General features: G+C 71.3%; 31 protein-coding genes. 23 read left to right on the top strand and 8 right to left on the bottom strand.

Going from position 1 to position 26212, the window contains the following annotated elements:
* Position 1 precedes the first annotated feature (1 nt).
* From BN39_RS03570 to BN39_RS03560, 3 genes are all read right to left on the bottom strand, one after another.
* Positions 2 to 484 carry a MerR family transcriptional regulator gene (locus BN39_RS03570; protein ID WP_019200984.1) on the bottom strand — a complete coding sequence of 161 codons (483 nt, stop codon included), beginning with the start codon at positions 482 to 484 and terminating at the stop codon, positions 2 to 4.
* Positions 485 to 562: 78 nt separating this feature from the next.
* Positions 563 to 991 carry a hypothetical protein gene (locus BN39_RS03565; RefSeq protein ID WP_019200983.1) on the bottom strand — a complete coding sequence of 143 codons (429 nt, stop codon included), beginning with the start codon at positions 989 to 991 and terminating at the stop codon, positions 563 to 565.
* A gap of 87 nt (positions 992 to 1078) precedes the next feature.
* Positions 1079 to 1666, bottom strand: coding sequence for a DinB family protein (locus BN39_RS03560; RefSeq protein WP_019200982.1), 588 nt, complete (start codon positions 1664 to 1666; stop codon positions 1079 to 1081).
* Positions 1667 to 1839: 173 nt separating this feature from the next.
* Between BN39_RS03560 and BN39_RS03555 the strand changes: the two genes are divergently transcribed.
* The gene (locus BN39_RS03555; protein WP_081585908.1) at positions 1840 to 3072 is read left to right on the top strand and encodes an HNH endonuclease signature motif containing protein; all 1233 of its coding nucleotides are present in this window, start codon (positions 1840 to 1842) and stop codon (positions 3070 to 3072) included.
* 7 nt (positions 3073 to 3079) lie between these two features.
* Here the strand turns inward: BN39_RS03555 and BN39_RS03550 are convergent, their stop codons facing one another.
* Complete coding sequence (locus BN39_RS03550) at positions 3080 to 3877, bottom strand: ABC transporter ATP-binding protein (protein ID WP_019200980.1); 798 nt, start codon at positions 3875 to 3877, stop codon at positions 3080 to 3082.
* A 36-nt stretch (positions 3878 to 3913) separates the two neighbouring features.
* Here BN39_RS03550 and BN39_RS03545 point away from each other — a divergent pair, with 36 nt between their 5' ends.
* Positions 3914 to 4672 (top strand): methyltransferase domain-containing protein, encoded by a 759-nt coding sequence (locus BN39_RS03545; RefSeq protein ID WP_019200979.1) that lies wholly within the window; start codon positions 3914 to 3916, stop codon positions 4670 to 4672.
* 3 nt (positions 4673 to 4675) lie between these two features.
* Here BN39_RS03545 and BN39_RS03540 read toward each other — a convergent pair whose 3' ends face one another.
* The gene (locus tag BN39_RS03540; protein WP_019200978.1) at positions 4676 to 5596 is read right to left on the bottom strand and encodes a LysR family transcriptional regulator; all 921 of its coding nucleotides are present in this window, start codon (positions 5594 to 5596) and stop codon (positions 4676 to 4678) included.
* Between the two features lie 42 nt (positions 5597 to 5638).
* Here BN39_RS03540 and BN39_RS03535 point away from each other — a divergent pair, with 42 nt between their 5' ends.
* On the top strand, positions 5639 to 6910 hold the full coding sequence (locus BN39_RS03535; RefSeq protein ID WP_051158814.1) for an MFS transporter: 1272 nt from the start codon (positions 5639 to 5641) through the stop codon (positions 6908 to 6910).
* Between the two features lie 10 nt (positions 6911 to 6920).
* Positions 6921 to 7697, top strand: coding sequence for an LLM class F420-dependent oxidoreductase (locus BN39_RS03530; protein ID WP_019200976.1), 777 nt, complete (start codon positions 6921 to 6923; stop codon positions 7695 to 7697).
* Here the strand turns inward: BN39_RS03530 and BN39_RS03525 are convergent.
* A complete protein-coding gene (locus tag BN39_RS03525; protein ID WP_019200975.1) occupies positions 7660 to 8544 on the bottom strand; it encodes an SAM-dependent methyltransferase in 885 nt (294 codons plus the stop codon). The genes BN39_RS03530 and BN39_RS03525 overlap by 38 nt on opposite strands.
* Positions 8545 to 8581: 37 nt before the next feature.
* Between BN39_RS03525 and BN39_RS03520 the strand changes: the two genes are divergently transcribed.
* The 7 genes from BN39_RS03520 to BN39_RS03490 all read left to right on the top strand — a co-directional run bounded on the left by BN39_RS03520 (position 8582) and on the right by BN39_RS03490 (position 13886).
* Positions 8582 to 9214, top strand: coding sequence for a TetR/AcrR family transcriptional regulator (locus BN39_RS03520; protein ID WP_192814833.1), 633 nt, complete (start codon positions 8582 to 8584; stop codon positions 9212 to 9214).
* Positions 9211 to 9957, top strand: a complete 747-nt coding sequence (locus BN39_RS03515; RefSeq protein WP_019200973.1) for a phosphoglyceromutase — start codon at positions 9211 to 9213, stop codon at positions 9955 to 9957. The genes BN39_RS03520 and BN39_RS03515 overlap by 4 nt, the downstream gene beginning before the upstream one ends.
* A 95-nt stretch (positions 9958 to 10052) precedes the next feature.
* Positions 10053 to 10349 (top strand): GNAT family N-acetyltransferase, encoded by a 297-nt coding sequence (locus BN39_RS03510; RefSeq protein WP_040765803.1) that lies wholly within the window; start codon positions 10053 to 10055, stop codon positions 10347 to 10349.
* 62 nt (positions 10350 to 10411) lie between these two features.
* On the top strand, positions 10412 to 11602 hold the full coding sequence (locus BN39_RS03505) for a cell wall metabolism sensor histidine kinase WalK (RefSeq protein WP_040765802.1): 1191 nt from the start codon (positions 10412 to 10414) through the stop codon (positions 11600 to 11602).
* Entirely contained in the window at positions 11599 to 12288 is a 690-nt protein-coding gene (locus BN39_RS03500) for a response regulator transcription factor (protein WP_019200970.1), read from the top strand. Before BN39_RS03505 ends, BN39_RS03500 begins: the two co-directional genes overlap by 4 nt.
* A 177-nt stretch (positions 12289 to 12465) precedes the next feature.
* A complete protein-coding gene (locus tag BN39_RS03495; RefSeq protein WP_019200969.1) occupies positions 12466 to 13191 on the top strand; it encodes a FadR/GntR family transcriptional regulator in 726 nt (241 codons plus the stop codon).
* Entirely contained in the window at positions 13188 to 13886 is a 699-nt protein-coding gene (locus BN39_RS03490) for a sterol desaturase family protein (RefSeq protein ID WP_019200968.1), read from the top strand. The genes BN39_RS03495 and BN39_RS03490 overlap by 4 nt, the downstream gene beginning before the upstream one ends.
* On the opposite strand, the gene BN39_RS03485 is transcribed toward BN39_RS03490, so the two are convergent.
* A complete protein-coding gene (locus BN39_RS03485) occupies positions 13883 to 14710 on the bottom strand; it encodes a hypothetical protein (RefSeq protein ID WP_040766496.1) in 828 nt (275 codons plus the stop codon). The genes BN39_RS03490 and BN39_RS03485 overlap by 4 nt on opposite strands.
* Before the next feature lie 48 nt (positions 14711 to 14758).
* On the opposite strand from BN39_RS03485, the gene BN39_RS03480 reads away from it, so the two are divergent.
* From BN39_RS03480 to BN39_RS03445, 9 genes are all read left to right on the top strand, one after another.
* Positions 14759 to 15718: a Ppx/GppA phosphatase family protein gene (locus BN39_RS03480; protein ID WP_040765800.1), complete on the top strand. Its 960-nt coding sequence runs from the start codon at positions 14759 to 14761 to the stop codon at positions 15716 to 15718.
* Positions 15719 to 15887: 169 nt separating this feature from the next.
* A complete protein-coding gene (locus tag BN39_RS03475) occupies positions 15888 to 17075 on the top strand; it encodes a hypothetical protein (protein ID WP_019200965.1) in 1188 nt (395 codons plus the stop codon).
* A 20-nt stretch (positions 17076 to 17095) separates the two neighbouring features.
* Entirely contained in the window at positions 17096 to 17947 is an 852-nt protein-coding gene (locus BN39_RS03470; RefSeq protein ID WP_019200964.1) for a sugar phosphate isomerase/epimerase, read from the top strand.
* Positions 17948 to 17999: 52 nt separating this feature from the next.
* Positions 18000 to 18815 carry a thioesterase family protein gene (locus BN39_RS03465; RefSeq protein WP_019200963.1) on the top strand — a complete coding sequence of 272 codons (816 nt, stop codon included), beginning with the start codon at positions 18000 to 18002 and terminating at the stop codon, positions 18813 to 18815.
* A gap of 16 nt (positions 18816 to 18831) precedes the next feature.
* Complete coding sequence (gene proC, locus BN39_RS03460; protein ID WP_019200962.1) at positions 18832 to 19641, top strand: pyrroline-5-carboxylate reductase; 810 nt, start codon at positions 18832 to 18834, stop codon at positions 19639 to 19641.
* 128 nt (positions 19642 to 19769) lie between these two features.
* A complete protein-coding gene (locus BN39_RS03455) occupies positions 19770 to 20012 on the top strand; it encodes a helix-turn-helix domain-containing protein (protein WP_019200961.1) in 243 nt (80 codons plus the stop codon).
* A 165-nt stretch (positions 20013 to 20177) separates the two neighbouring features.
* On the top strand, positions 20178 to 20279 hold the full coding sequence (locus BN39_RS22630; protein ID WP_003402602.1) for a 30S ribosomal protein bS22: 102 nt from the start codon (positions 20178 to 20180) through the stop codon (positions 20277 to 20279).
* A 75-nt stretch (positions 20280 to 20354) separates the two neighbouring features.
* Positions 20355 to 21437, top strand: coding sequence for an NAD-dependent epimerase/dehydratase family protein (locus BN39_RS03450; RefSeq protein ID WP_081585905.1), 1083 nt, complete (start codon positions 20355 to 20357; stop codon positions 21435 to 21437).
* 4 nt (positions 21438 to 21441) lie between these two features.
* Complete coding sequence (locus BN39_RS03445) at positions 21442 to 22512, top strand: lysophospholipid acyltransferase family protein (protein ID WP_019200959.1); 1071 nt, start codon at positions 21442 to 21444, stop codon at positions 22510 to 22512.
* A gap of 12 nt (positions 22513 to 22524) precedes the next feature.
* On the opposite strand, the gene BN39_RS03440 is transcribed toward BN39_RS03445, so the two are convergent.
* Complete coding sequence (locus BN39_RS03440) at positions 22525 to 23433, bottom strand: HAD family phosphatase (RefSeq protein ID WP_040765797.1); 909 nt, start codon at positions 23431 to 23433, stop codon at positions 22525 to 22527.
* Between the two features lie 58 nt (positions 23434 to 23491).
* Here BN39_RS03440 and BN39_RS03435 point away from each other — a divergent pair, with 58 nt between their 5' ends.
* The 3 genes from BN39_RS03435 (at position 23492) to hemC (ending at position 26206) form a co-directional block, all read left to right on the top strand.
* Positions 23492 to 23749 (top strand): glutaredoxin family protein, encoded by a 258-nt coding sequence (locus tag BN39_RS03435; RefSeq protein WP_019200957.1) that lies wholly within the window; start codon positions 23492 to 23494, stop codon positions 23747 to 23749.
* Between the two features lie 170 nt (positions 23750 to 23919).
* Positions 23920 to 25257 carry a glutamyl-tRNA reductase gene (locus tag BN39_RS03430; protein ID WP_019200956.1) on the top strand — a complete coding sequence of 446 codons (1338 nt, stop codon included), beginning with the start codon at positions 23920 to 23922 and terminating at the stop codon, positions 25255 to 25257.
* Entirely contained in the window at positions 25250 to 26206 is a 957-nt protein-coding gene (hemC, locus tag BN39_RS03425) for a hydroxymethylbilane synthase (protein WP_019200955.1), read from the top strand. The genes BN39_RS03430 and hemC overlap by 8 nt, the downstream gene beginning before the upstream one ends.
* Positions 26207 to 26212: the final 6 nt, after the last annotated feature.

Below are 26212 nucleotides of genomic sequence, written 5' to 3'. Positions count from 1 at the left end.
GTCAGTCCTTCGTCGAGTCGGATGTCGGTGTGCAGTCGCCGAGTTCGCCGCCGTACGTGGCGATCTTGTAGTCGATCACCGCGAGCGAGTACTTGAGCTCCTCGATGTGCGCCGCGGTGCGCGCACGGTGCGCCGTGAGCAGCGCGAGCCGCGCGGGCACCGTCGCCTCCCCGCCGTCGATCAGCGAGACGTACTCGGTGATGTCCGCGATCGGCATCCCGGACAGGCGCAGCCGGGTCAGGAAGATGACCCGGGCGATCGCCCGCGGCCCGTACCTCCGGTGCCCGGCACCGTCGCGGTCGACGGTGACCAGGCCGATCCGCTCGTAGTAACGGAGGGTGTGCCCGCTGACGCCGACGAGTTCGGACAGCTCGGCGACGGTGAGCGGCCCCTCCTTCGCCGGGCCGGACAGCAGTTCGTCGATGTCCGGCAAGGGCCCGCGGGAGCCGATCAGGGCGGTGATTTCCTCGGTGCGTTCGACCACGTGCGCAACGCTATGCCTTCGAGCGCACTCGAAGTCAACACCGCGTCCGCCGGAGAGGTTCCCCGTCCCCGCCGAGCGTCAGGCGGTGTAGCCGCCCGAGGACATGCCCACGACGCCGAAGCCGCCGGTCACCCGGATGTTCACCGTGCCCTTGCCGGGGTTCGCGCGGGCGCGGCCCAGCTCGAACGACGCCGTGCCCCTGGCTCCGGTGGTGACGTTGTGCCACCGCATCGTGGTGGCGGGGCCGCCGGCGTTCGGCTGGCACGGCATCGACGGAATGAGCGCGTTCTTCACGCAGTCCGCCTCCACGGTGAGATCGCCCGCGGCGCCGACGAATCCCTTGTAGGTGGCGGACGGATTGGGGAAGGGGTCGGCGAGCCCGAACTTCGTCACCCACCCGTTGAGCTGGACGGGCCCGGCGGCGGTGGCAGTGCCGGGTACCGCTGTGAGGGCCAGGCCCGCCACCGCGGCGGCGGTCACGGCGACTCGGCGGAAGCGCTGGTGCATGCGATCACGGTCCTCTCGGAGTGCGATGGATGTTCCACCAGGTCCTTCGGGCACCCTTTGCGATCCGTTACCCCGCCGCGGTGGCGGCTACTGCTCCGGAGGCGTCCACGGCTGCACGAATCCCAGGTCACCCGTGTTCTCGGCGGCGGCGATGAGCTCGTACATCGTGGCCCCGTCCACCTGCTCACGGATGATGTCGGCGTGGCCGGCGTGCCGGGCCACCTCCTCGATCACGTGCAGCAGGATCCATCGCACGGACCAGCCGTCGAGGTCCTTGGGGAACCACGGCGCGTTCGGCACGGGCGCCACGGCCTCCAGGTCCTTCGTCTCGGCGACCGCGAGGATCCGCGCCGACGCCTCGTCGAACTCGGTCAGCAGGGACGCGAGCGATTCGTCGTCGGTCACGATGAAGTCCATGCACTCCACGGCCCCGTCGACCTCCGGGTCGAAATCCGGGACCTCGGGCGCCGCCTCGGCCCGCGACGCCCAGCCGTTGACGGTGAGCGTCACGTGCTTGAGCAGGCCGCCCACGCTGAGCGCGCTGCGCGCGGGGGAGAGGCGGATCTGCTCCTCCGTGAGTCCGAACGACGTGTGGCGCACGCCGTCGAGCTGCTGGACGAGGAAGCCGCGCAGGCCGGCGCGTTCGTTGTCGGCGGCGGGGGCCATGAAGGGCATGAGGGGTCTCCTGACTCATCGGGCTGGGCTGGTGCCGACAAGTCAACACCGACCTACCGACAAGTTCAGGCCGTCTCCCGAGTGCGGGCGGAGCGGAGGCGCGGGATCGCCCGAATGTTCTAGTGAGATCGCATTCTCGAAAATGTGTCGGTGGGTGATCGTAGACTCGGGACATGACAGAGGTCCTTGAAGCAGAAGAGGAATCGAACGTCGTCGGCGATGCGCACTGCGACGTGATCGATCGCCTCCGTTCGATGGAAGTGGAGCGCTGCCGGATCGCGTTCGAGCAGTACCGCCTGGCGGTGGAGTTGCTGCGCCGACGCGTGATGGAGCGGGTGGCGGCGGGGCAGCCGCAGGCGCGGTGGCAGCTGGGCGTCGCCGCCGAGATCGGCCTCGCGCTCCGGATGTCGCCGAACAGAGCGGCGGCGCTGCTGTCGCGAGCACGGGAGCTGGAGCAGAACATGCCGTGTGCGCTGGAGCGGTTGCGATCCGGGGAGTTGAGCCCCGAGGCGGTGCCGCTGATCGTCTGCGGGCTCTCGCACCTCGAACCCGCGCTCCGGACGGCCGCGGATGAGAAGTTGTGCGCCGATGCGGCCACACTCGCGGGGTTCGGGCCGCAGAAGATCAAGGACGCCGTGCAGAAGGTCGCCTACGCGCTGGACAAACAGGCGACCGTCGACCGGATCGCGAACGCGGAGAAGGATCGCACCGTCACGATCCGCCCGTTGCCGGACGCGATGGCCAGGGTGTCCCTGCTCCTGCCGGTCGCTCAGGCTGTCGGCGTGTTCGCGACCTTGAAGAAGCAGGCGGACGCGGTGGTGGGAGTCGGTGCCGAACTGCGCAATCGTGGCCAGATCATGGCCGACTCCGCCTTCGCCCTGCTCACCGGTCGCGAGGCCGCGGCCGGGCAGCCGGTCGCGGTGAACCTGACGATGCCGGCGGCCGTCCTCCTCGGGGGAGAGCCCGGCGTCGCCCACCTGCGGGGCGGCGGCGCGATACCCGCGGAGATCGCGCGGAAGCTCGTCGGTAAGGCCACGGCCGCCGGAACGGCGTGGGTGAAACGGCTCTTCGTGGTTCAGGAATCGGGTGCGGTGGTCGCCATGGACTCGCGGGCCCGATTCTTCCCCGACGCGCTGGCCGAGGTGATCGCCGCGCGGGACCAGTACTGTCGCACCCCGTACTGCGACGCACCGATCGCCCACATCGACCACGTTCTCCCGCATGCCGCGGGCGGCGCCACCGGCCTGGGCAACGGGCAGGGGCTGTGCGCCGCATGCAATTACGCCAAGGAGGCGCACGGGTGGCGCAGCGCCGTGGTCGACGACCCGACGGGGCGGCACACCGTGGAGACCCGGACGCCGAGCGGGCACCGGTACCGCTCCACCGCACCGGATCAGGCGGCGTAGAAGGATGTCACGAGGACTGCGCGGTCCACCGCCCGTTGCCCCGCGTGATGGTGATGGGGTGATCGAACGCGGCGCTGATCCGCTCCGTGGTCAGTACCTCCTGCACCGGACCCGCGGCGGTGAGCCGCCCGTCGCGGATGAGCACCGCGTGGGTGGTGGAGGTGGGGATCTCCTCGAGGTGGTGGGTCACCAGGATCGACGACAACTCGGGGTGGGCGAGACGCGCCCCGTCGACCGCGGAGAGCAGGATCTCGCGGGCCGCGAGGTCGAGACCCGTCGCCGGCTCGTCGAGCAACAGGAGCGACGGTTCGCCCATGAGGGCGCGCGCGATCAGCGCGCGTCCGCGCTCGCCCTGGGACAGGGTGGGCCACACCGAGTCCGCGTGCCGCGTCATGCCGAGCGCGGCCACCAGTTCGTCGGCGCGCTCGCGCTGCTGCTCGGTGGGCGCCCAGCGGGGCGGGAACTCCGGCGTGTTGGTCAGGCCCGTGAGCACCACGTCGCGCACCGTCAGCGGAACGTCCAGGCGGTGGCGGGGATTGACGTGCCCGATGTGGGTGCGCAGCTCCCGCATGTCCACCCGGCCCAGGCGCTTGCCGAGCACCTCGACGGTGCCGCGGGTGGGGTGGGTGAGCGCGCCGCACAGCCCGAGGAGCGTCGACTTGCCGGCGCCGTTCGCGCCCAGCAGCACCCAGTGCTCGCCGCGGCGCACCGTGAGCGAGACGTCGTCGAGGAGGGCGCGACCGTTGCGCACCAGGTCGACGTGGTCGATGCTCAGGACATGCGGGGTGTCGGTCGTGCTGTTCACCCTCGCAGGGTACAACGAAATTGATTGGATGATTCTATGACCTCGCATCGCTGGGATCCGGCGCAGTACCTCCGCTTCGGCGACGAGCGGACCAGGCCACTCGTGGACCTGCTCGCCCGGATCCCCGTCGATGCGCGCACCGTCGTCGACCTGGGCTGCGGCGCCGGCAACGACGTCCCGCCCCTCCGCGCGCGCTGGCCCGGGGCCGCGATCCACGGCGTGGACTCGAGCGAGGAGATGATCGAGCGTGCGCAGCACGAGGCCGCCGACGCCCGCACCACCTTCGAGGTCGGCGACGCCGCGTCCTGGCGGGCGACCGGCGACGTCCCCGACGTGATCCTCTCCAACGCGATGTACCAGTGGATCGACGGCCACATCGACCTGCTGCCCGGCGTCGCCGACCAGGCCGGTGCCGCGTTCGCGTTCCAGGTGCCGGGCAACCAGGACGCCCCGTCGCACGCCCTGCTGCGGCGGACCGCCGCCGAGTGCGGCGTCACCGGTTACCGCTCGATCGACGTGCGCGACCCCGCCGAGTACCTCGAACGCCTCACCCGCCCGGGGTGGACCGTGGACGTCTGGGAGACCACGTACCTGCACGTGCTCCAGGGGCCCGACGCCGTCTTCGAGTGGATCTCCGGCACCGGTGCGCGGCCGGTGCTCGCCAGGCTCGACGGTGCGCCGCGCGAGCGGTTCGTCGAGCGGTACAAGGCGGCGCTCGACGAGGCGTACCCGCCGCGGGAGTTCGGCACGGTACTGCCGTTCCGACGGATCTTCGCGGTGGCCTCGCGCGCCTGAGCGTTACGGTGAGAGCGGCGGATCGGCCTGCGCCAGGGCGTAATCGCGAAACGAGCGGACAGCCCGTGAGGGCGCCACATCCGGCCTCCACAGCAATCCGACCTCCCGCGTGGGCGCAGGTCCCGACATCGGCACGAGTACCAGTCCCGGTGGCCACAGCGGATTCCGGTCCACGGGAAGCAGGGCCACGCCGAGCCCCGCCGCCACCAGCCCCGCGACGGTGAACGATTCGGAGGATTCGAACGTGATGCGCGGCCGGAAACCCGCCGCGGCGCAGCGCTCCTCGAGGATCCGGCGCATGCCGAACTCCGGGTGCATGGTGATGAAATCAGCGTCCGAAGCCTCGGACAGGTGCACCGAACCACGTTCCGCGAGGGGATGATCCGTGGGAACGGCGAGCGCCAGGCGCTGTACCGCGAGCAGCCCGAAGGCGACCGCACCCGTCGTGGGCCGCGGTGAGACGATCGCCAGATCGGCCTCGTCGGCCAGTACCCGCTCGGTGACCGTGCCCGCCGCGAACTGCGACAGCTCGAAGGTCACCCGCGGCTCCCGCTCGCGGAACCCGGAGACCAGCCGCGGCACCAGCTCCACACCGAACGAGTGCAGGAACGACAGCCGGATCGTGCCCTGGGAGGGGTTCCGCAGGTCGGCGATCTGGGTCCGCGCCGCCTCCAGCTCGGCCAGCGCGCGCCGCGCGTGGTCGAGGTAGATCTCGCCGCTCGCGTTGAGCACCAACCGTCCGTGCCGCCGGTCGAACAACGGGGCGCCGAGACCCGACTCCAGGCGGGCGAGGGTGCGTGACAGCGTCGGCTGCGTGATCCGCAACGCCGCCGCCGCGTCGGTCATGTGCGCCGTCTCGGCCAGCGTGATGAAGCGCACGAGATCGTCGTGCGTGCTCGATCCGCCCCGACCATCTGCGATCATGCGTTATTTCTATCAAGAATCCGAGAACCATGCATTTCACACATGGTTCGCGGAGGGGCATCGTGTCGTGATGTGACCGCCACCGTCGACACCGCCGAGATCGCACCGCTGCGCGCCGGGACCCCGGCGTACCGTCGGACCACCCTCGCGCTGTTCATCGCCGGGCTCACCACCTTCGGGTCGATGTACTCGACCCAGGCCGTGCTCCCCGAGCTGACCCGGGTGTTCGGGTCGGCCCCCGCGACCTCGGCGCTCGCGGTGTCCGTGACCACCGGCCTACTGGCGCTCGCCATCATCCCGGTCAGCGCGCTGTCCGAGCGGTTCGGCCGCACCCGGGTGATGACCGCGTCCGCGATCGCCGCCGTCGCCCTGGGGCTGGTGATCCCACTCGCGCCGTCGCTGGGCGTGCTGCTCGCGCTCCGCGCGCTCCAGGGCATCGCGCTCGCCGGCGTGCCGGCGGTCGCGATGGCGTACCTCGCGGAGGAGGTCGACGGGCGGGACCTGGGCGGCGCGATGGGCCGCTACGTCGCGGGCACGACGATCGGCGGGCTGCTCGGCCGCGTGGTGACCGCCGCCGGGCTCGACCTGCTGCCGTGGCGCGCGGCGATGGAGGTGTTCGCCCTCGCCGCCGCCGCGCTCACGGTGGTCATGATCCGCACCCTGCCCCGGTCGCGCTTCCACACGCCGGCCCGGGTCTCGGTCTCGACGACGGTGCGCGGCATGGCCGGCCACGTCCGCCGGCCCGCCCTCGCGGTGCTGTTCGTGCTCGCCTTCCTCCTCATGGGCGGCTTCGTCAGCGCCTACAACTACCTCGGATTCCGGCTGCTGGAACGGCCTTTCGGCTACTCCTCGGGCGTGGTGGGGCTGGTGTTCCTCATCTACCTCGCCGGTACCTGGTCCTCCGGTGCGGCGGGCCGGCTCGCGGACCGGCTCGGACGCCGACGGGTGCTTCTCGTCTCCATCGCCGCGATGGCCGCCGGCCTCGCGATCACGCTGCCGGACCGGACGGCGGCCGTGCTGCTGGGGATGATCGTGTTCACCGCGGGATTCTTCGGCGCGCACAGCGTGGCCAGCGGGTGGGTCGGAGCGCTCGCCACCGAGCACCGGGCGGAGGCCTCCTCGGGCTACCTGTTCTGCTACTACGCCGGCTCGTCGGTCGTGGGCGCCGCGGCGGGGATCGCCTACTCGTCGCTCGGGTGGGGCGGCATCGTCGCGGCCGTCGGCGTCGCGATCGCCGCGGCGTTCCTGCTCGCCGCGGCGGTGCTCCCGCGGTCCTTCGGCGATCGGACGGCGGGGACGGGCGGGACGAAGTAGCGTCGGTGCCATGCGCATCGGAGTTCAGCTACAGCCCCAGCATTTCGTCGACTACGGGTCGCTGCGGTACGCCGTGGCCAAGCTCGAGGACCTCGGCGTGGACGTGGTCTACAACTGGGACCACTTCTTCCCGCTCAGCGGCGACCCCGACGGCACCCACTTCGAATGCTGGACGATGCTCGCCGCGTGGGCCGAGCAGACGTCCCGGGTGGAGATCGGCGCCCTCGTCACCTGTAACAGCTACCGCAACCCCGACCTGCTCGCCGATATGGCGCGCACCGTGGACCACATCTCCAACGGGCGCCTGATCCTGGGCATCGGCTCAGGCTGGTTCCAGCGCGACTACGACGAGTACGGCTACGAATTCGGCACCGCCGGTTCGCGACTCGACGATCTGGCCGCCGCCCTGCCGCGGATCACCGAGCGGTGGGCGAAGCTCAACCCGAAGCCCACTCGCGACATCCCGATCCTCATCGGCGGTGGCGGCGAGAAGAAGACGCTGCCGCTGGTCGCGCAGTACGCGTCGGTGTGGCACTACTTCGTGGATCTCGAGACCTACCGGCACAAGTCGCAGGTGCTCGCGCAGGCGTGCGAGCACATCGGCCGCGACCCGAACGCCATCGCGCACAACGTCGCCATCCCGCGCGGCCTCGACGCCGACGGCGCCTTGAAGTTCGCCGACACGATGGTGAACGAGGGGGTCACCGAGTTCACCGCCGAGCTCGCCGCCCCGTCGTTCGACTACCGCGTCATCGAGGCGCTGCTGCGCTGGAAGGCGTCGCACTAGCGCCCGCGGGCCGGGGCGCGTAGGTCACCACCGCCGACCACGGCACGTCGCCGGGGGCGCGGGGATCGGGCTGCGGCCCCGCGGCCAGACGGTGCGCCTCCGGGGTGTCGAGCCGGCCGAGACGCACCGCGGCGGGGAACACGGGATCGATCCGCGTCGCGGCCCAGCCGCGGTCCTCGAAGTGCGCGGCACCGTCGGCGGGGAGGAAGCGCCACGGCGCACGCCGGAGGACGCCCCGATTCCGTTCCGCCACCAGCGCTCCCACGCCCGCGGCGCTGAGATCGAGCGCCCAGCGGTCGACGCCCGCCTCGCGCAGGACGGCGGCGAGCGCGTCGGCCTCCGCGGGGGAGAGGTACATGATCAGCCCCTCACTGAGGACGAGGGTACGGCCGGAGTGCTCCGCCAGAAGCGCGGCGAGTGCGCCGGAATCGGTGAGGTCCAGGGGGATTCGACGGATCCGGCACCGCGGCGTCTCGCCGGCGAGGAGTGCCTCCTTCTCGGCGACGATGCCGGGCAGGTCCACCTCCACCCAGTCGAGGCCGACCGGAAGATCCATCCGGTACGGCCGGGTGTCCAGTCCCGCACCGAGATTCACGACCCGGGTGCATCCCTCCGCTACCGCGCGCCGCACGGCGTCGTCGAGCAGCACGGTCCGGGTGACGAGGTACCAGGCGTCGCCACCGGCGGACGCGGGCTCGGCGCACTCGGCGATCGCGCGCCCCGTCGCCCCGGCGAGGCGCGCCGCGAGCGGGTCGCGGAACAGGGCGTCGGGCCGGGCCGACTCCACCGCGCGATGATGCGCGACCCAGCGTGCGGTGTCGTCGACGGTGCGGACGGGTTCGGTCATGATGTCCTCCAGATCCTCTATGAAAGTAGAGTGCTCTATGATTGTAGAGGAACTGCCGGGTTTCCCGGTTCCGCGTGAAACCGAGGAGGTGACCGGCGTGCAGGAGCGCAGGGTCGCGATCTGTGAGGCCGTGCTGGATCTCGCGGCCGCCGGCGGCAACCGGGCGGTGACGCACGGCGCCGTCGACCGCGCGCTGGGACTCCCCAAGGGCTCGGCCTCGTACTACTTCCGTACCCGTTCCGGCCTGCTCAGGGCCGCTATCGAGCATCTCGCCGGCCGCTCCCGCGCCGCGCTCGAGGAGGCGTCCCCGGACGCTCCCGCCGATCCGGACGCCGCGGCCGACGTCATCGCGGAACAACTCCACCTGCTGCTCACGGACCGGCGCCGGGACGCCCTCGCCCGGTACGCGCTCGTGACCGATGCCGCCGGCGCCGGACTCGCCGACTCCCTCGCGACGTGCCTCTTCTCACGCCCCCTGGCGACCGACCTGTTCGCGGCCCTCGGCACCGTCGAACCCGGCCCGGCGGCGGCCGACCTGGTCAGCCTCCTCGAGGGGCTCCTGTTCGACCGGCTGTACGGCGCGCGCTCCCTGGGCCCTCCGCCGACGCGCGAGGAGAGCGTCGCGGACCTCGTCGGGCCCGTCCGGCGCGCGATAAGCTTCCGGGCATGACCTACGGCACCCTGATCCTGCTTCGTCACGGCGAGAGTGAGTGGAACGCGTCCAACCAGTTCACCGGCTGGGTCGACGTCGCGCTCACGGAGAAGGGGAGGGGCGAGGCCGAACGCGGCGGCGAGCTGCTCAAGGAGAAGGGCCTGCTGCCCGACGTCGTCTACACCTCGCTCCTGCGCCGCGCGATCACGACCGCCAACATCGCCCTCGACGCCGCGGACCGGCACTGGATCCCCGTGGTGCGGGACTGGCGCCTCAACGAGCGCCACTACGGCAGGCTCCAGGGCCTGAACAAGGCGCAGACCAAGGAGCAGTTCGGCGACGAGCAGTTCATGCTGTGGCGCCGCAGCTACGACACCCCGCCGCCCGCCATCGATGCCGACAACGAGTACAGCCAGACCGGCGACCCGCGGTACGCGAACCTTCCCGCCGTTCCGCTCACCGAGTGCCTGCTCGACGTGGTCAAGCGCTTCATCCCCTACTACCAGGCCGTGATCGAGCCGCAGGTGGCCGAGGGGCGGACGGTGCTCGTGGCCGCGCACGGCAACTCGCTGCGCGCGCTGGTCAAACACCTCGACGCCATCTCCGACGCCGATATCGCCGGCCTCAACATCCCCACCGGCATCCCGCTGACGTACTCGTTCAACGAGGACGGCACCGTCGCCAACCCGGGCGGCACCTACCTGGACCCCGAGGCCGCGGCCGCGGGCGCCGCCGCCGTCGCCAACCAGGGCGGCAAGTAGCGGCGGACGCGCCTTCGCGGGGCGGTGCCGAGATCGATACCGCCCCTTAAGGTTTTACTCAGCAACCAGGGCTGTGTACGCGCTAGCGTTAGTCCATGGCTGACGTGACTGTGACCCACTCCCCGCAGGAGGAGCGCTACGTGCTCACCGTCGACGGAGTGCAGGCGGGCTACCTCGACTACCTGGACGAGGTGGACGTCCGCCTGCTCACCCACACCGTGGTCGACGCCGAATACGGCGGCAACGGCTACGCGGCGGTGCTCACCAAGGCGGCGCTCGACGACATCCGGGACTCCGGGAAGAGCGCCCGCGCGGTGTGCTCCTACGTCGCGGACTACGTGACCAAGCACCCCGAGTACGGCGCCGTTGTCGAGGTCGCCGCCGACCGGTAACCCGCAGTTCACCGGTAGTTCGCACGGATCGCGAAGGCAGCGAACCCGGGTACACTGACCGCGTGACTTTGGCCCTCTGCGCGGTATCCGCACTAGTAGGCGCCCTCCTCGGGTGGCTCGTGCACCGCGTGCGGGACCGCCGCGCCGCCGAGCCCGTCGTGACGGACCCCACGCGACTGACCGTCGCCGGACTGCAGAACGCGGTGTTCCGCGAATCGCCCACCGGGCTCGTCGTCGTCGACCGCTTCCGCGACGTCATCCTGCACAACCAGCGTGCCGAGGAGTTCTCCCTCGTGCGCGAGCAGCTGCTCGACGACCGCGTGTGGTCCACCGCCGAGCGCGTCCTGGCCACCGGACTGACCGGCACCGTCGACCTCACCGTCACGCGGCGCACCGACCGCGCGACCGTGGCCGTCCGGTGCCGCGTGGACCGCATCGACGGACTCGAGGACGACGAGCGGTACGCCGTGGTCTACGCCGACGACGACACCGAGAACAAGCGCATGGAGGCCACCCGGCGCGATTTCGTGGCCAACGTCTCGCACGAGCTCAAGACCCCCGTCGGCGCGATCGGCTTGCTCTCCGAGGCGCTACTCGAATCCGTCGACGACCCGGAGGCCGTGGCCCACTTCGGCTCCCGGGTGCTCGCCGAGTCCAATCGCATGGGCAACATGGTCAACGAACTGATCGCGCTCTCGCGCCTGCAGGGCGCCGAGAAGCTGCCCGACCTCGGGCGGGTCGAGGTCGACGACGTGGTCGGCGAGGCCGTGGCCCGCGCGCAGATCGCGGCCGAGGCCAACAACATCTCCCTCATCGTCGACGAGCCCTCCGGCATGGAGATCCGCGGCGACGACACCCTGCTGCTCACCGCGCTCTCCAACCTCATCTCCAACGCGATCGCCTACTCGCCGCAGAACACCCAGGTGTCCATCAGCCGGCGGGCCAGGATCGTCGACGGCGCACCGTCGGTGGAGATCGCGGTGACCGACCTCGGTATCGGCATCGCCCCCGAGGACCAGGAGCGCGTGTTCGAGCGCTTCTTCCGCGTCGACAAGGCGCGGTCACGGATGACCGGTGGCACGGGCCTCGGCCTGGCCATCGTCAAGCACGTCGCTGCGAACCACGGCGGCGCCATTAAGCTCTGGAGCAAACCGGGCATGGGATCGACGTTCACGCTGGTACTCCCGGCGCTGTCGCACCCCGGCCCGGCGGAGCCGGAGCTGGAAGACCACAGCGAGGAAGTACTGCGGTGACACACGTACTGATTGTCGAGGACGAGGAGTCGCTGGCCGACCCCTTGGCGTTCCTGCTCCGCAAGGAGGGGTTCGAGACCACTGTCGTGACGGACGGTGCCGAGGCGCTCCGGCACTTCGACTCGGCCGGCGCCGACATCGTCCTGCTCGACCTCATGCTCCCCGGCATGAGCGGCACCGACGTCTGCAAGCAACTGCGGGCCCGTTCCTCCGTGCCGGTCATCATGGTGACCGCGCGTGACAGCGAGATCGACAAGGTCGTCGGCCTGGAGCTCGGCGCGGACGACTACGTCACCAAGCCCTACTCAGCACGCGAGCTGATCGCCCGCATCCGCGCCGTGCTCCGCCGCGGCGCCGACACCGCCGCCGCGGACGGCCTCGACGACGGCGTCCTCGAGGGCGGCCCCGTGCGGATGGACGTCGAGCGGCACGTCGTGACCGTCGAGGGCGAGTCGGTGACCCTGCCGCTCAAGGAGTTCGACCTGCTCGAGTACCTGCTGCGCAACAGCGGCCGCGTGCTCACCCGCGGGCAGCTCATCGACCGGGTGTGGGGCGCCGACTACGTGGGCGACACCAAGACCCTGGACGTGCACGTCAAGCGCCTGCGCAGCAAGATCGAGTCCGATCCCGCGAACCCGAAGCACCTCGTCACCGTCCGCGGCCTCGGCTACAAGCTCGAGCCGTAGCGTTCACGCCGCTGTCGGCGAAGCCGAGCCACCGAACAGTAGGTAGCACTCGACGCAGACGAAATGCCAGGTCGGCGTATGGGCTAACACTGTTAAGTCGGGAGCCGGCCGGCGCGGCGTGCTCCCGTGATTGGTAAGGCCACTTGTCCTCTGGCCAATTCGGCGTAGGGTGGGCGCATGGAACTCAGTGCGATCGCCCGACGGTCCGCCGCGGACGAGGTGCACGATCAGCTGCTCGGGCAGCTCGTGTCGGGCGCGGCGCCGGCCGGGTCCAAGCTGCCCAGCGAGCGCAGGCTCGCCGAGGTGCTCGGGGTGTCGCGGCCCGTCGTGCGGGAGGCCGTCGCGCGGCTCGCCGCCTCGGGCCACGTCGACGTGCGCCAGGGCGACGGGATCACCGTCAACGACGTCACGCGCACCGGCGGCCTGGACCTGTTGCCGCACCTGCTGATCGACGCGCCCGACGGTGCCGTGGTCAACCCGCCCGTCGTACGCAGCGTGCTCGAGGTGCGCGCCCACCTCGGTCCCTGGATCGCCGAGAAGGCCGCCGCCCGCTCCGCGGGCGCGCTCGCCGAACCGCTCACCGCCGCGCTCGCCGAGATCGAGGCGGCCGACAGCGGTCACGCCCAGCAATCCGCCGCGCTGGGCTACTGGGAGCACCTCGTGCGTGGGTCGGACTCGATCGCGATGACGTTGATCTTCAACGGGATGCGGCGTGTGTACGAGCCGATGCTCGGCGTGGTCGCCGATGCGGTGGCCGCCGCCGAACCCGCCGAGCGCTACCGGGCGCTCACCGCGGCGGTGCTCGACGGGGACGCGGACGCGGCGCACGACGCGGCCGCACTCGTGCTCGGCGGTGCCACCGAGGTCCTCGCCGGATTCCTCGACCGGATGGAGCAGCCGTGACCACCACGACCCGTCGAACCTCCGGCCGCGGAGTCACTCTGGGCGCCGCGGCCCGCGAATTCCTGCGGCACCCCTCGCCATGGATGATCCTCGCCTACCTCGCCGGCGCGCTCGTCGCGCGCGTCGCCGTCGGCGGGGGAGGGCCGGTCGACCTGTGGGCGCCGCTGGTGTTCGTCGCGCTGTTCCCGTTCCTGGAGTGGGTGATCCACGTGTTCGTGCTGCACTGGCGGCCGCGCACCGTCGGGCCCGTCACCCTGGACACCCTGCTCGCCCGCGACCACCGCCGGCACCACGCTGCACCCCGCGACGTGGACCTGGTGTTCATCCCCACCCGAGCGCTGCCGTGGGTGATCGCCGGGCTGGGCGTGGCCGCGCCGCTCGGCGTGGGCGCACTGGTGGGCGCGCCGCTGCCCGCCGTCCTCACGTTCATGCTGGTCGAAGCGGCGGCGCTGCTCGGCTACGAGTGGACGCACTACCTCGTGCACACCGACTACAAGCCGCGCACCCGCGCCTACAGGGCGGTGTGGCGCAGCCACCGACTGCACCACTTCAAGAACGAGCACTACTGGTTCTCGGTCACCACCGCGGGGACGTCCGACCGGGTGCTGCGCACCTACCCGGATCCGGCCGCCGTCGAGACCAGCCCCACGGCGAAGGACCTGCACGGCCTGGACGGCCTCACCGAAAGCGCCTAGAGCTCCACGTACTTCATGTCGTAGGCGTGCCGCTCGCCCTGCGTCCGGGCCGCCGCGACCGTCGCGGGGTGCACCGCGACCAGGGTGTCGCGGCGCGCCTCGCACTCGCGGGCCAGGAACGCGTAGGCCTCCGCGCCGATCAGCTCCGTGAGCTCCGGCGCATAGCTCTGCCACACCTGCTGCGCACCGACGTGCGCCTCGGGAGAACCGGTGCAGTACCACTCCAGGTCCAGCCCGCCCGGGCCCCAGCCGCGCCGGTCGTACTCCGCGATCACCGTCTTGAGGATCTGCTCGCCGTCCGGCCGGTCCACCCACTCCTGGGTGCGCCGGATCGGAAGCTGCCAGCACACATCGGGTTTGACGGTGAGCGGCTCGACGCCCGTGCGCAACGCCATGGCGTGCAGGGCGCAGCCCTCGCCGCCCTCGAAGCCCGGCCGGTTGTGGAAGATGCACGCACCGTCGACCCGGCGGGTGCGGATCGCGGGCTCGCCCTCGAGGTCGTCCTCCTCGAGGTAGCCCTTCTTGCCCATTCCCTTCCGCCGGAACTGCCAATCCGCGTCCGTGAGCTTCGCGACCGCCTTCTTCAGGCGCTTGCGGTCGTCCTTATCGGAGAGGAACGCCCCGTGGCTGCAACAGCCGTCAGTCTCGCGCCCAGGCTCGATGCCGTGGCACGCGGGCGTCCCGAACACGCACGTCCAGTGCGAGAGCAGCCACGTGAGGTCCGCGGAGATCAGATGGCTCGGATCCGCCGGATCGGTGAACTCCAGCCACTCCCGCGGGAAGTCCAGCGGGACTTCCGGGACGGGGCGGCCCACACCGGGCATCGGAAGGTCGGTCACCGTGCCCACGGTAGTCGGGTCTAGATTGGCACCGTGAGATTGGGAGTCCTCGACATCGGGTCCAATACGGTGCACCTCCTCGTGGTGGACGCTCACTGGGGCGCGCATCCCACCCCCATGAGTTCGACCAAGGCCACGCTGCGGCTGGCGGAGAAGATCGAACCGAGCGGCCGGCTCAGCCAGGCCGGCGAGGACTCGCTGGTCGAAGCCGTCCGCGAATTCACCACGATCGCCCACAGTTCCGGCTGCTCCGAGGTCATGGCGTTCGCCACCTCCGCGGTCCGCGACGCCAGCAACACCGACACGGTGCTGGCCCACGTCAAGGACGCCACCGGCGTGGACGTGGAGATCCTCTCCGGCGTCGACGAATCGCGCCTCACCGCCCTCGCGGTGCGCCGCTGGTACGGCTGGAGCGTGGGCCGCGTGCTCAACATCGACATCGGCGGCGGCTCCCTGGAGATGAGCAACGGTGTCGACGAGGAACCGGACGTCGCCCTCTCGCTTCCCCTCGGCGCGGGCCGCATCACCCGCGAGTGGCTGCCCGACGATCCGCCCGGCCGCCGCCGCGTCAGCATGTTGCGCGACTGGCTGGACGCCGAGATCGCGCCCGCCGCCGCGCGCCTCGAGTCCGCGGGCGCGCCGGACATGTTCGCCGGGACGTCGAAGACGATGCGCACCCTCGCCCGCCTGACGGGCGCGGCACCGTCGTCCGCCGGGCCGCGCGTCAAGCGCACCCTGACCGCCTCCGGGCTGCGTCAGCTCATCGCGTTCATCAGCAGGATGACGGTGGCCGACCGCAAGGATCTCGAGGGCGTCAGCGCCGACCGGGCCGGCCAGATCGTGGCCGGCGCGCTCGTCGCCGAGGCCGCGATGCGGGCCACCGGGGCCGAGACCCTGGACATCTGTCCGTGGGCGCTGCGGGAGGGCGTGATCCTGCGTTATTTGGACACCCAGGCAGGATTCACCCCGGAAAATTCCACTAAAGGCCAGTAAATACGCTAGGTAGAATGGCAGACCGCCGCGCGCCGCATGACAGAGGCGCCACGGTGAAGACGTAGAATCTGCCGCAGACCACTAAAGACGCGGGTGCCGGTGCGAATGCACGCGACGCGCGCGGAAAGGCCCCACAAGGGGCCCGACATCTTCAGGACGGTGACTTCAATTGAGTGACGAGCGCATCTCCGTAGCTGAGCTGCTCGCCCGGGGTGGCGGGGGCGACAAGCCCGCGCAGGGCGGTCGTCGTCGCCGGCATCGCGGCGGCGAGAACTCGGTCACCGTCGCCGAACTGACCGGCGAGATCCCCGTCGTCCGCGACGAGGAGCAGCCGGCGGACCAGCAGTCGCAGGCCGCGCCCCAGGAGGCCCAGCAGGCCCCCGCCGAGCAGGCGCAGGCCGCGCAGCAGCAGCCCACCGCGCAGCAGCCGGCGGCGCCCCAGGAGGCGTACGAGGAGCAGGCCCCGCAGGCCCAGGCGCAGCCCGTCTCCGAGCAGCCCGCCACCGAGCAGGCGCCGGCCGAGCAGGCATCGGCGGAGCAACCCGCCGAGGAGGACGAGGACGACGCGCCGACCACGTCCTCCTTCCTCGCCGCCGCGGTCCAGACCGCCCGCTCGGACGACGAGACCGGTCAGGCCGAGGTCGTCGAGGCGGAGGTCGTCGACGAGACCGCCCAGGCCCCGCAGGCGGCCGCGCAGGACGCGTACGGCGCAGCGCAGGCGGCCGCCCCCGAGGCGGACGCCGAGCACCACACGAACGAGAAGCACGTCGAGGCCAACTACGCGTGGTCCCAGTGGGACGACGTCAATGCGGCCGGCGCCGCCCCCGGCATGGCCACCGCCGACTTCAACACGGCGCAGGTCCGCGAGCGGCAGGCCCGCTTCGCCGAGCCGCCCGCCGAGGACACCGTCGACGTCAAGCCCGTGGGCGACGTGCCGGCGGCCCCCGACACCGCGGCGCTGAGCGCCCAGCAGATCGACGACGCCCGCGACGGCGGCACCGCCGAGCAGGCCCCCGCCTTCCTCGCCGGCGACGACGCGCAGGACGCCGAGCCCGCGAAGACCGAGGCCGCGGAGAAGGGCGGCGGCAAGAGCTGGCTGCTGCTCGCCGGCGAGGTGATCCTCGGGATCGCCGCGGGCGCCGGCCTGTTCTACGGCTTCTTCAAGCTGTGGAACTGGGGCGGCGGGACCCTGACGATCGCGCTCACCGTGGTGCTGGCGTTCGTCGTGATCATCGGCATCGTGACCTTCACGCACTACCTGCGGAAGACCACCGACTACCTGACCCTGGGCCTGGCCCTCCTGGTGGGCCTGGTGATCACCTTCGGCCCGCTGGTCATGAGTCTCGCGCAGAGCTGACGGCGGGTACCTTCGAAGGAGTGAAAGGGATCGAGATCGGGCTGTCGACGGCCTCGGTCTACCCCGAGAAGCTCGAGGACGCGTTCCGCTACGCCGCCGAAACCGGCTACGACGGTGTGGAACTCATGGTCTGGCACGAATCCGCCAGCCAGGACGTGGCGAACGTCGCCGGGCTCTCCATGCGCTACGACGTGCCGGTGCTGTCCGTGCACGCCCCCTGCCTGCTGATCAGCCAGCGCGTGTGGGGCAGCGACCCCATGGCCAAGCTGGGCCGCGCCGTGACCGCCGCCGAGGACCTGGGCGCGCGCACCGTCGTCGTGCACCCGCCGTTCCGCTGGCAGCGCCGCTACGCCGAGCACTTCGTGGACCTGGTCAACGAGCTCGAGGACACCAGCGACGTGTTCATCGCGGTGGAGAACATGTTCCCGCTGCGGTTCGACGCGTTCTTCGGGCGCCGCGGCGAGGCCGTGGAACGGCTCAAGCGACGCGGCAGCCCCGGCACGGCGGTCTCCGCGTTCTCCCCGTCGATCGACCCCACCGACGTGGGCTTCGCGCACTACACCCTGGACCTCTCGCACACCGCGACCGCCGGGATGGACGCGCTCGACCTGATGGACCGGATGGGGGCCGGGCTGACCCACCTGCACCTCACCGACGGGCTCGGCGCGGCCGTCGACGAGCACCTCGTGCCCGGCCACGGCACCCAGCCGTGCGCCGAGGTGTGCCGGCGCCTGGCCACGTCGGGCTTCGACGGGCAGGTGGTCCTGGAGATCGCGACGGGCTCGGCGAGAACCCCCGAGGAGCGTCGTGCGATGCTCAGCGAGGCGCTCGAGTTCGCGCGGGACAACCTGCGGGCCGAACCGGCCGCCTGACGACGTCCGGGTCGCCGCAGGCCCGGACCCTGTGGCGTGGAGGAGAGAGCACATGGCAACGTTCGCGGAGCTGACCGCGGTCACCCCGGCACCCGGCGGCTTCACCGCCGACATCGACCCCACCTGGTCCGTGGGGCGCAAGGTGCACGGCGGCGCCCTCCTCGCCGTCACCGCGTCCGCGGCGCGCGCCGCCCACCTGGCCGGCGGCGGCGAACCCGCGATGGAGCCCGTCGTGATCTCGGCCGAGTACCTGGGCGCACCGGACCCGGGCACCGTCGAACTGCGGACCGACGTGCGCAAGAGCGGTCGCACCACCTCCGTGGTGAACGTCGAGGCCGTGCAGGGCGACCGCGTGTACGTGCAGGCGACCGTCACCCTCGCCCGGCGCGACACGGACGAGCTGCTCGCCGAACCGGGCCCCCTGCACGACCTGCCGCCGCAGCCGCCGGCGGACGCCCTCGCCTGGGATCCCGAACACCCGGCGGCGAAGATCTTCAAGGTGGGCCGGGTCGCCGAGGTGCACTACGACGCGTCGACCCTGCCCGTCCTGACCGGCGAGACCGGGCCCGCCGAGACCCGCGGCTGGGTCCGCCTGCGGCAGGAGCCCACCACCCCGCTGTTCGCGCTGCTGGCCACCGACATCTCGCTGCCCGTGGTGGCGAATCTCGGCAAGGTCGGCTGGGCGCCGACGCTGACCCTCACCGCGACGGTCCGCCGCGAGCCCGCGCCCGGATGGTTGCGCTTCCGCGCGGCGGCGCCCATCGTCGGGGAGCGGTGGTTCGAGGAGGACCACCAACTGGTCGACGAGGCCGGGCACGTCGTCGCCACATCGCGCCAGCTGGCCATGGTCCCGGCGCAGAACCCCTGACACGAAGAGGAGTGAGATGAGCGAGAACATCGCCCTGATCGGCGGCGGACGGATCGGCGAGGCGCTGCTCGGCGGCCTCGTCGCGGCGGGCCGCGAGCCGGCGAGCCTCACCGTCGCCGAACCGCACGAGGGCCGGGGCGGCGAGCTCGCGGATCGCTACGGCGCCCGGGTCGTCACCACCGTCGGGGAGGCGGTCGACGGTGCCGACCTCGTCGTCATCGCCGTCAAACCCGACGTGGTGGGCGCGATCCTGCCGGAGATCGCCTCCGCGCTGCGGCCCGGCGCCGTGGTCGCGTCGGTGGCCGCGGGCGTCCCCACGACGACGTACGAGGCCGCGCTGCCCGACGGGACGCCCGTCGTGCGGGTCATGCCGAACACGGCCATGCTCGTCGGCCGGTCGATGAGCGGGATCTCCGCCGGGCGGGACGCCGCGGAGGCCGATGTGGCGCTGGTGCGCGGCGTCATGGAGGCGGTGGGGCAGGCGCTCGTGGTGCCCGAGGCGAAGCTGGACGCGCTGACCGCATTGTCCGGTTCCGGGCCGGCCTACGTGTTCCTCGTCGCCGAGGCGATGATCGACGCGGGCGTGGATCTGGGGCTCACTCGGGACCAGGCCTCGACCCTCGCGACGCACACGATCGCGGGTGCAGGTGCACTAATGGTTGAGACTTCTACGTCGCCCACGGAGCTTCGGGCGGCCGTGACTTCGCCCGGCGGCACGACGGCCGCAGCGATCCGTACACTGGAGAAAAATGGCCTCCGACCTGCGTTTTACGACGCGACCCGGGCATGTGCGGAGCGTTCGGCGGAGCTGGGGAAGCTTTCCTAGAAGGTTCGGTTAGCTCACTCCCGTCGCATTATTCCCATTGGTACCGCTAAGCTGCTCGAAGCACGTGCGTGTCAGGTCCGCCGGAGGGGAAGCCGGCGGCGCGACATGTGCCGGAGGTTAGGGATTACATGGCGTCTGCAAACAAGAACAGCAAGCCCGCCGAGATCGGTGCCGCGGCCCAGCCCGCTGCAGCCGGTTCCTCGTTCCTGACGGTGGCCGAGGTGGCCACCCTGATGCGGGTGTCGAAGATGACGGTCTACCGCCTGGTGCACAACGGCGAGCTGCCTGCCGTGCGCGTCGGCCGCTCGTTCCGGGTGCACGAGAAGGCCGTGCACGACTACCTTCAGACCTCGTTCTTCGACGCGGGCTAGAAACGCTCCGATCGAGGTGCGCGGCCCGGGCGGATTTCGCCTGGGCCGTCGCGGTTGGTAAGGTAGAAAGCCGCTGCGTGGACGCGGGTGGCGACGATCGTGTCGCAACACTCGGCCGCCGCGCGCCCCGTACCGAGCAACACGACTGAAGAACGCGAGGAACCCATGGGTTCAGTGATCAAGAAGCGCCGCAAGCGCATGTCGAAGAAGAAGCACCGCAAGCTGCTCCGCCGCACCCGTGTGCAGCGTAGGAAACTCGGCAAGTAGGCCTTCGCGTCACAGTTTCACCAGAACCCGCCCGCATCCGGGCGGGTTCTCGTGTTTTCCGGTTACCCTTCAGTAATGAGTGAGTCGGTCGTCAGTGCGCCGCGCGTCGTCATGGTGACGGGCGCGTCCACTTTCGTCGGCGGCTACCTCGTGCGCCGGCTGGCGCAGCGCCCGGACATCGAGCGCGTGATCGGCGTGGACGCGGTGCCCCCCACCAAGGCGATGCATCGCCGGATGGAGCCCGCCGAGTTCATCCGCGTCGACTACCGCAGCCACATCTTCGGCAAGATCATGGCCACCAACGAGGTGGACACCGTGGTCCACGCGGCCACCTCGGTCACGGACAACCACTTCCCGTCGACGTCCACGAAGGACGCGATCGTCTTCGGCTCCATGCGGGTGTTCGCCGCCTGCCAGAAGTCCGAGACGGTCAAGCGGGTCATCATGCGCTCCTCGACCCAGGTGTACGGCTCGCGCTCGCGCAACGCGGCCCTGCTCACCGAGGACCTGGTGGGCGGCGTAGCCGCCAGCGGGCACCCGCGGGACCTGCTCGACGCGGAGGCCTACGCCCGCAGCATGGCCCGCCGCCGCACCGACATCGACCTCACGGTGCTGCGCCTGGCGCCGATCGTCGGGCCCAACATCGAGACCCTCATGCTCTCCCTGTTCGACCGCCCCGTGGTGCCGTCGATCATCGGCCGCGACGCGCGCCTGCAGCTGTTGCACCAGGACGACGCCCTCGGCGCCCTGGAGCACGCCGTGGTCGCGGGCCGGCCGGGCACGTACAACATCGCGGGCGACGGAGCCATCTCGATGTCGCAGGCGATCCGCCTCACCGGACGCATCCCGCTGCCCGTCGTGCGGGCGACGTTCGGGCCCGCGGCCGCCGCGATCCGCGGCCGGGCCGGCAGCCGCAGCGACAAGGTGCAGCTCGACTACCTGAGCCACGGGAACGCGTTCGACACCACCCGCATGCGGGGCGATCTCGGGTTCAGTCCCCGTTTCAGCACGCGGGAGGCGATGGTCGACGTCGCACGCCACGGGCCGACAGAACCTACAATCGGTGTGGAGTCGATCACGGCGGTCGAGCAGCGGGTCGCGGCCCTCGCTCGGCGGTTCGCCGGGACCACCCCCGACTACGGCACGGCTGGACGGTAGAGAGATGACCAACGCTTCGGGCTCGCAGCACGCGAAGGTGCTGCAGCTTCCGGTGTCCATCGACACCGCGCGCTCCGCAGGGCGGGAGCGCGCGCAGCAGAGGCACCCCTCGTCGCTGACCGGCGCACCGTCGAACCAGGGGGCCGCGCGGTCCCGTGCCGCGACGGTCCACCCGCTCAACACCGACTTCACCCCGGAGCCCCCGGCCGAGCCCGGCCTCGGCTGGCGTGAGCGCGCCGCGGAGTCCGTGGTCGACGGTGCCGCGTTCGTGCGCGAGCGGCTCAGCGGCGATTACGACATCGACCCGTTCGGGTTCGACCCGCACCTCACGGACTCGCTGTTCCTCCCGGCGCTGCGGCCCGTCTACGACAAGTGGTTCCGGGTGGACACGTCCGGCGCCGAGAACCTACCCCGCGAGGGCGGCGCGCTCCTGGTGGCCAACCACTCCGGCGTGATCCCGCTGGACGGCCTCATGACGGCCGTCGCGGTGCACGACAACCACCCCGATCAGCGGCACATGCGGCTGCTCGCAGCGGATCTCGCGTTCGAGTACCCGTTCATCGGCGAGGTGGCGCGCAAGATCGGCGCCACCGTCGCCTGCAACGCCGACGCGGAAGCGCTGCTCAAGCGCGACGAGCTGGTGGCCGTGTGGCCCGAGGGCTTCAAGGGCATCGGCAAGCTGTACCGGGACCGGTACAAGCTGCAGCGGTTCGGCCGCGGCGGCTTCGTGACCGCCGCGATCCGCGCGCAGGTGCCGATCATCCCCGTGTCCATCGTGGGCGCGGAGGAGACCTACCCGATGCTGGCGGACGTGAAGCCCATCGCGCGGCTCCTCGGCCTGCCGTACGCGCCGATCACGCCGTTCTTCCCGTGGCTCGGGCCGCTCGGCATGATCCCGTTGCCGTCCAAGTGGCACATCGAGTTCGGCGAGCCGATCTCCACGGAGCAGTACGCGCCCGCGGACTCCGACGATCCGATGGTGGTCTTTGAGCTCACGGACAACGTCCGCGAGACCATCCAACAGTCGCTGTACCGCATCCTCGCGCGCCGCAAGAACATCTTCCAGGACTTCTAGGCGGCGCGGCGGCTACTCGTCGCTGAAGTGCTTGATCAGGGCGGCGGCGCCGCCCACGGCCACGCCCACGCCCACGGCGGTGGGGACACCGATGCGGGCGGCCTTGCGGCCCGTGCGGTAGTCGCGGATCTCCCAGCCCCGCACCCGCGCCACGTCGCGCAGGTCGGAATCGGGGTTGATCGCGACGGCCGTGCCGCACAGCGACAGCATCGGCACGTCGTTGTGCGAATCGCTGTAGGCGGTGCAGCGCTTGAGGTTCAGGCCCTCGCGGATCGCGAGCGAGCGCACGGCGTGCGCCTTGCCGAGACCGTGCAGGATGTCGCCGACGAGCTTGCCGGTGAACACCCCGTCCTCCGATTCGGCGACGGTCCCGAGGGCCCCGGTGAGGCCCAGCCGGTCGGCGATCGTCTGCGCCAGCTCGACGGGGGTGGCGGTCACCAGCCACACCTGCTGGCCCGCGTCGAGGTGCATCTGCGCCAGCGCGCGGGTGCCGGGCCAGATCTTGTCGGCGATCACCTCGTCGTAGATCTCCTCGCCGAGCGACTTGAGTTCTTCGGTGGAGCGGCCGGCGATGAACGACAGCGCCTTCTCGCGGCCCGCGGCCACGTCCTCGGAGTTCTCCTTGCCGGTGAGACGGAACTTGGCCTGCGCCCACATGGCCGACGCCATGTCCGAGTAGCTGAAGTAGTTCCGCGCGGCCAGGCCGCGGGCGAAGTGCACGATCGAGGCGCCCTGCACCATCGTGTTGTCCACGTCGAAGAACGCCGCCGCGGTGAGGTCGGGCGGCACGACGCCGTCCTCGCGGGGCCCCTCCTTCTCGATGAGCGCCGAGTACGCGGCGTCCGCGCTCGCCTCGCCCGCCTCGTTCTGCCGACGAACCTCGGCGCTGACCTGGTCGGACACGAGCCACCTCCCACTCACACGTGATCTCCCCCAACCTTAGCGGCGCACGTGCGGCGCCGGGTGGGACACTCGACACATGGCGACGATCACCCTGCTCACGCGCGCCGGGTGCGCGATGTGCGCCCGCGCCCACGACGATCTGACCGCGCTGCTCGAAGAGGTGCGCGCGGCCGGCGGCGACGCCGGATACGAGCAGGTCGACGTGGACGCCCCCGGGAACACGGAGCTGCGCGGGGAGTACGGCGACATGCTGCCGGTGGTGCTGCTCGACGGGGAGCAGCACAGCTACTGGGAGGTCGACGCGGCGCGGCTGCGGGCCGATCTCGGCGCGTGAACGGCCGTTAACACCGGCGGGGGCCGTCTCCGGCGCCCGCCCGGGGCCCGCGCAGCGCGTAGGTAAGCCTCACTGCGTTTTCCTTCCGGGTGCGAAGCGGGGTACCGTGCAGGGACGGGACAACTACGTTCTGTAGTTCCCGCGTGATCTTCTGCGAAGGAGCAGCCAGGGTGTCGGTACTGCTGTTCGGCGCGTCGCACCGCAGCGCGCCGGTGTCGGTCCTCGAGAAGCTGGCCATCACCGAGACGGATCGACCCAAGGTGCTGGCACAGCTCATGGAGTCGCCCCACATCGACGAGGTCATGGTCGTGACCACCTGCAACCGGGTGGAGATCTACGCGGTGGTCGAGGCCTTCCACCCCGCGCTCGAGGCGGTGTCCGACGTCCTCTCGACGCGCTCCGGGCTCACCATCAACGACCTCAGCAAGCACGCCTTCGTGCGGTACTCCGAGGCCGCGGTCCAACACCTGTTCTCCGTCGCCAGCGGCCTGGACTCGATGGTCGTGGGGGAGCAGCAGATCATCGGGCAGATCCGCGGCGCCTACGCGGCGTCCGACGAGCACCAGGTGGCCGGCCGGGTCATCCACGATCTCGCGCAGCGCGCCCTGCACGTGGGCAAGCGCGTGCACACCGACACCGGCATCGACAAGGCGGGGGCCTCCGTGGTGTCCGTCGCCCTCGACCGGGCGCAGGCCGTCCTCACGCCGCAGGGCGGGAGCGTGCGCCGCGCCGTGGTGGTGGGGGCCGGGGCGATGGGCGGCCTCGGCGTCGCGCACCTGGCCCGCGCCGGGGCGGTCGACGTGACCGTCGCCAACCGCACCCTGGACAAGGCGGAGCGCCTCGCGCAGGCCGCCCTGGACGCCGGGGTCGACGGTGCGCGGTCCGTCGCCATGGACGGCCTCGTCGACGCCCTCGCCGACGCCGACGTGCTGATCGCGTGCACCGGCGCCGTCGGCAGCGTCGTGAGCCTCGCCGACGTGCACTCCGCGCTGGCGCAGCGCACCGTCGACACCGATCTCGTCGTCTGCGATCTGGGCCTGCCCCGGGACGTGGATCCCGCGGTCTCCGGGCTGCCCGGCGTCGCCGTCATCGACATCGAGACCCTCTCCCGCGAACCGGGGGCGCAGGCGGCCCAGGAGGACGCCGACAAGGCCCGCCGGATCGTCTCGGACGAGCTGGCCGAGTACCTCTCGGCGCAGCGGTCCGCCGAGGTCACGCCCACCGTCACGGCGCTGCGGCGCCGGGCCGCCGAGGTCGTCGAGGCCGAGATGATGCGCCTCGACTCGCGCCTGCCGGGGCTGGAGGGCGCCGACCGCGACGAGGTGGCGCAGACGGTGCGCCGCGTCGTCGACAAGCTCCTGCACGCCCCGACGGTGCGCGTGAAGCAGCTCGCCGCCACGCCGGGCGGCGATTCGTACGCCGAGGCGCTGCGCGAGCTCTTCGAACTCAAGCCGGGCGCCACCGGCGCCGTCTCCGCGACCGAAGGATCCGACGAAACCCGTGCCTGAAGCGACCGCCGAAGCGCAGACCATCCCGAACCCGATCCGCATCGGCACCCGCGGCTCCCAACTGGCCACCACGCAGGCCGGGACGGTGCGCGACGCCCTGATCGAGGCCGGCTACGCCGCCGAGCTGGTCATCGTGACCACCCCGGGCGACCTGAGCTCCGATCCGGTGGAGAAGATCGGCGTCGGCGTGTTCACCTCCGCCCTGCGCGACGCGCTGGCGAACGGCGAGGTCGACGTGGCCGTGCATTCGTACAAGGACCTGCCGACGGCCCCCGACGACCGGCTGTCGATGCCCGCCGTACCGGCCCGTGAGGACTCCCGCGACGCCCTGGTGGCGCGCGACGGTCTCGTGCTCGGTGAGCTGCCCGCGGGCTCCGTGATCGGCACCTCCAGCCCCCGGCGGGCCACGCAGCTTACAGCACTGGGTCTGGGTTTGGAAATCCGCCCCCTACGAGGCAATCTTGATTCTCGGTTACGCAAAGTCGCCGATGGCGAACTCGACGCGATCGTGGTCGCGCTCGCCGGACTCAAGCGAATCGGTCGCCAGAACGAGGTGACGGAGGCGCTCGATCCGGTGCAGATGATCCCGGCGCCCGCACAGGGCGCACTCGCCGTCGAATGCCGTCACGACGATGCGGAGCTGCATTCCGTGCTCTCCGAGCTCGACGACGCGAGGACTCGCGCGGCGGTCACCGCCGAACGCGCCCTGCTCGCCGAACTGGAAGCCGGATGCACCGCGCCCGTCGGTGCGATCGCGGAGGTCGTCGAGTCACTCGACGACGACGGTCGGATCTTCGAGGAGCTGTCCCTGCGCGGCGTCGCGCTCGCGGCGGACGGCTCCGACTCGGTCCGAGCCTCCGTTGTCGGTCCGGTGGGCGACGCCGACGCGCTGGGCACCGCGTTGGCACGGGAGCTGCTCGACCTCGGCGCACGCGACCTGCTCGCGTAGCACAGA

It is taken from the genome of Tsukamurella sp. 1534 (genome assembly GCF_000312385.1).
GTDB lineage: Bacteria > Actinomycetota > Actinomycetes > Mycobacteriales > Mycobacteriaceae > Tsukamurella.
Note: the sequence above shows the minus strand (reverse complement) of the source record. Positions and strands in the feature narration are given on the sequence as shown.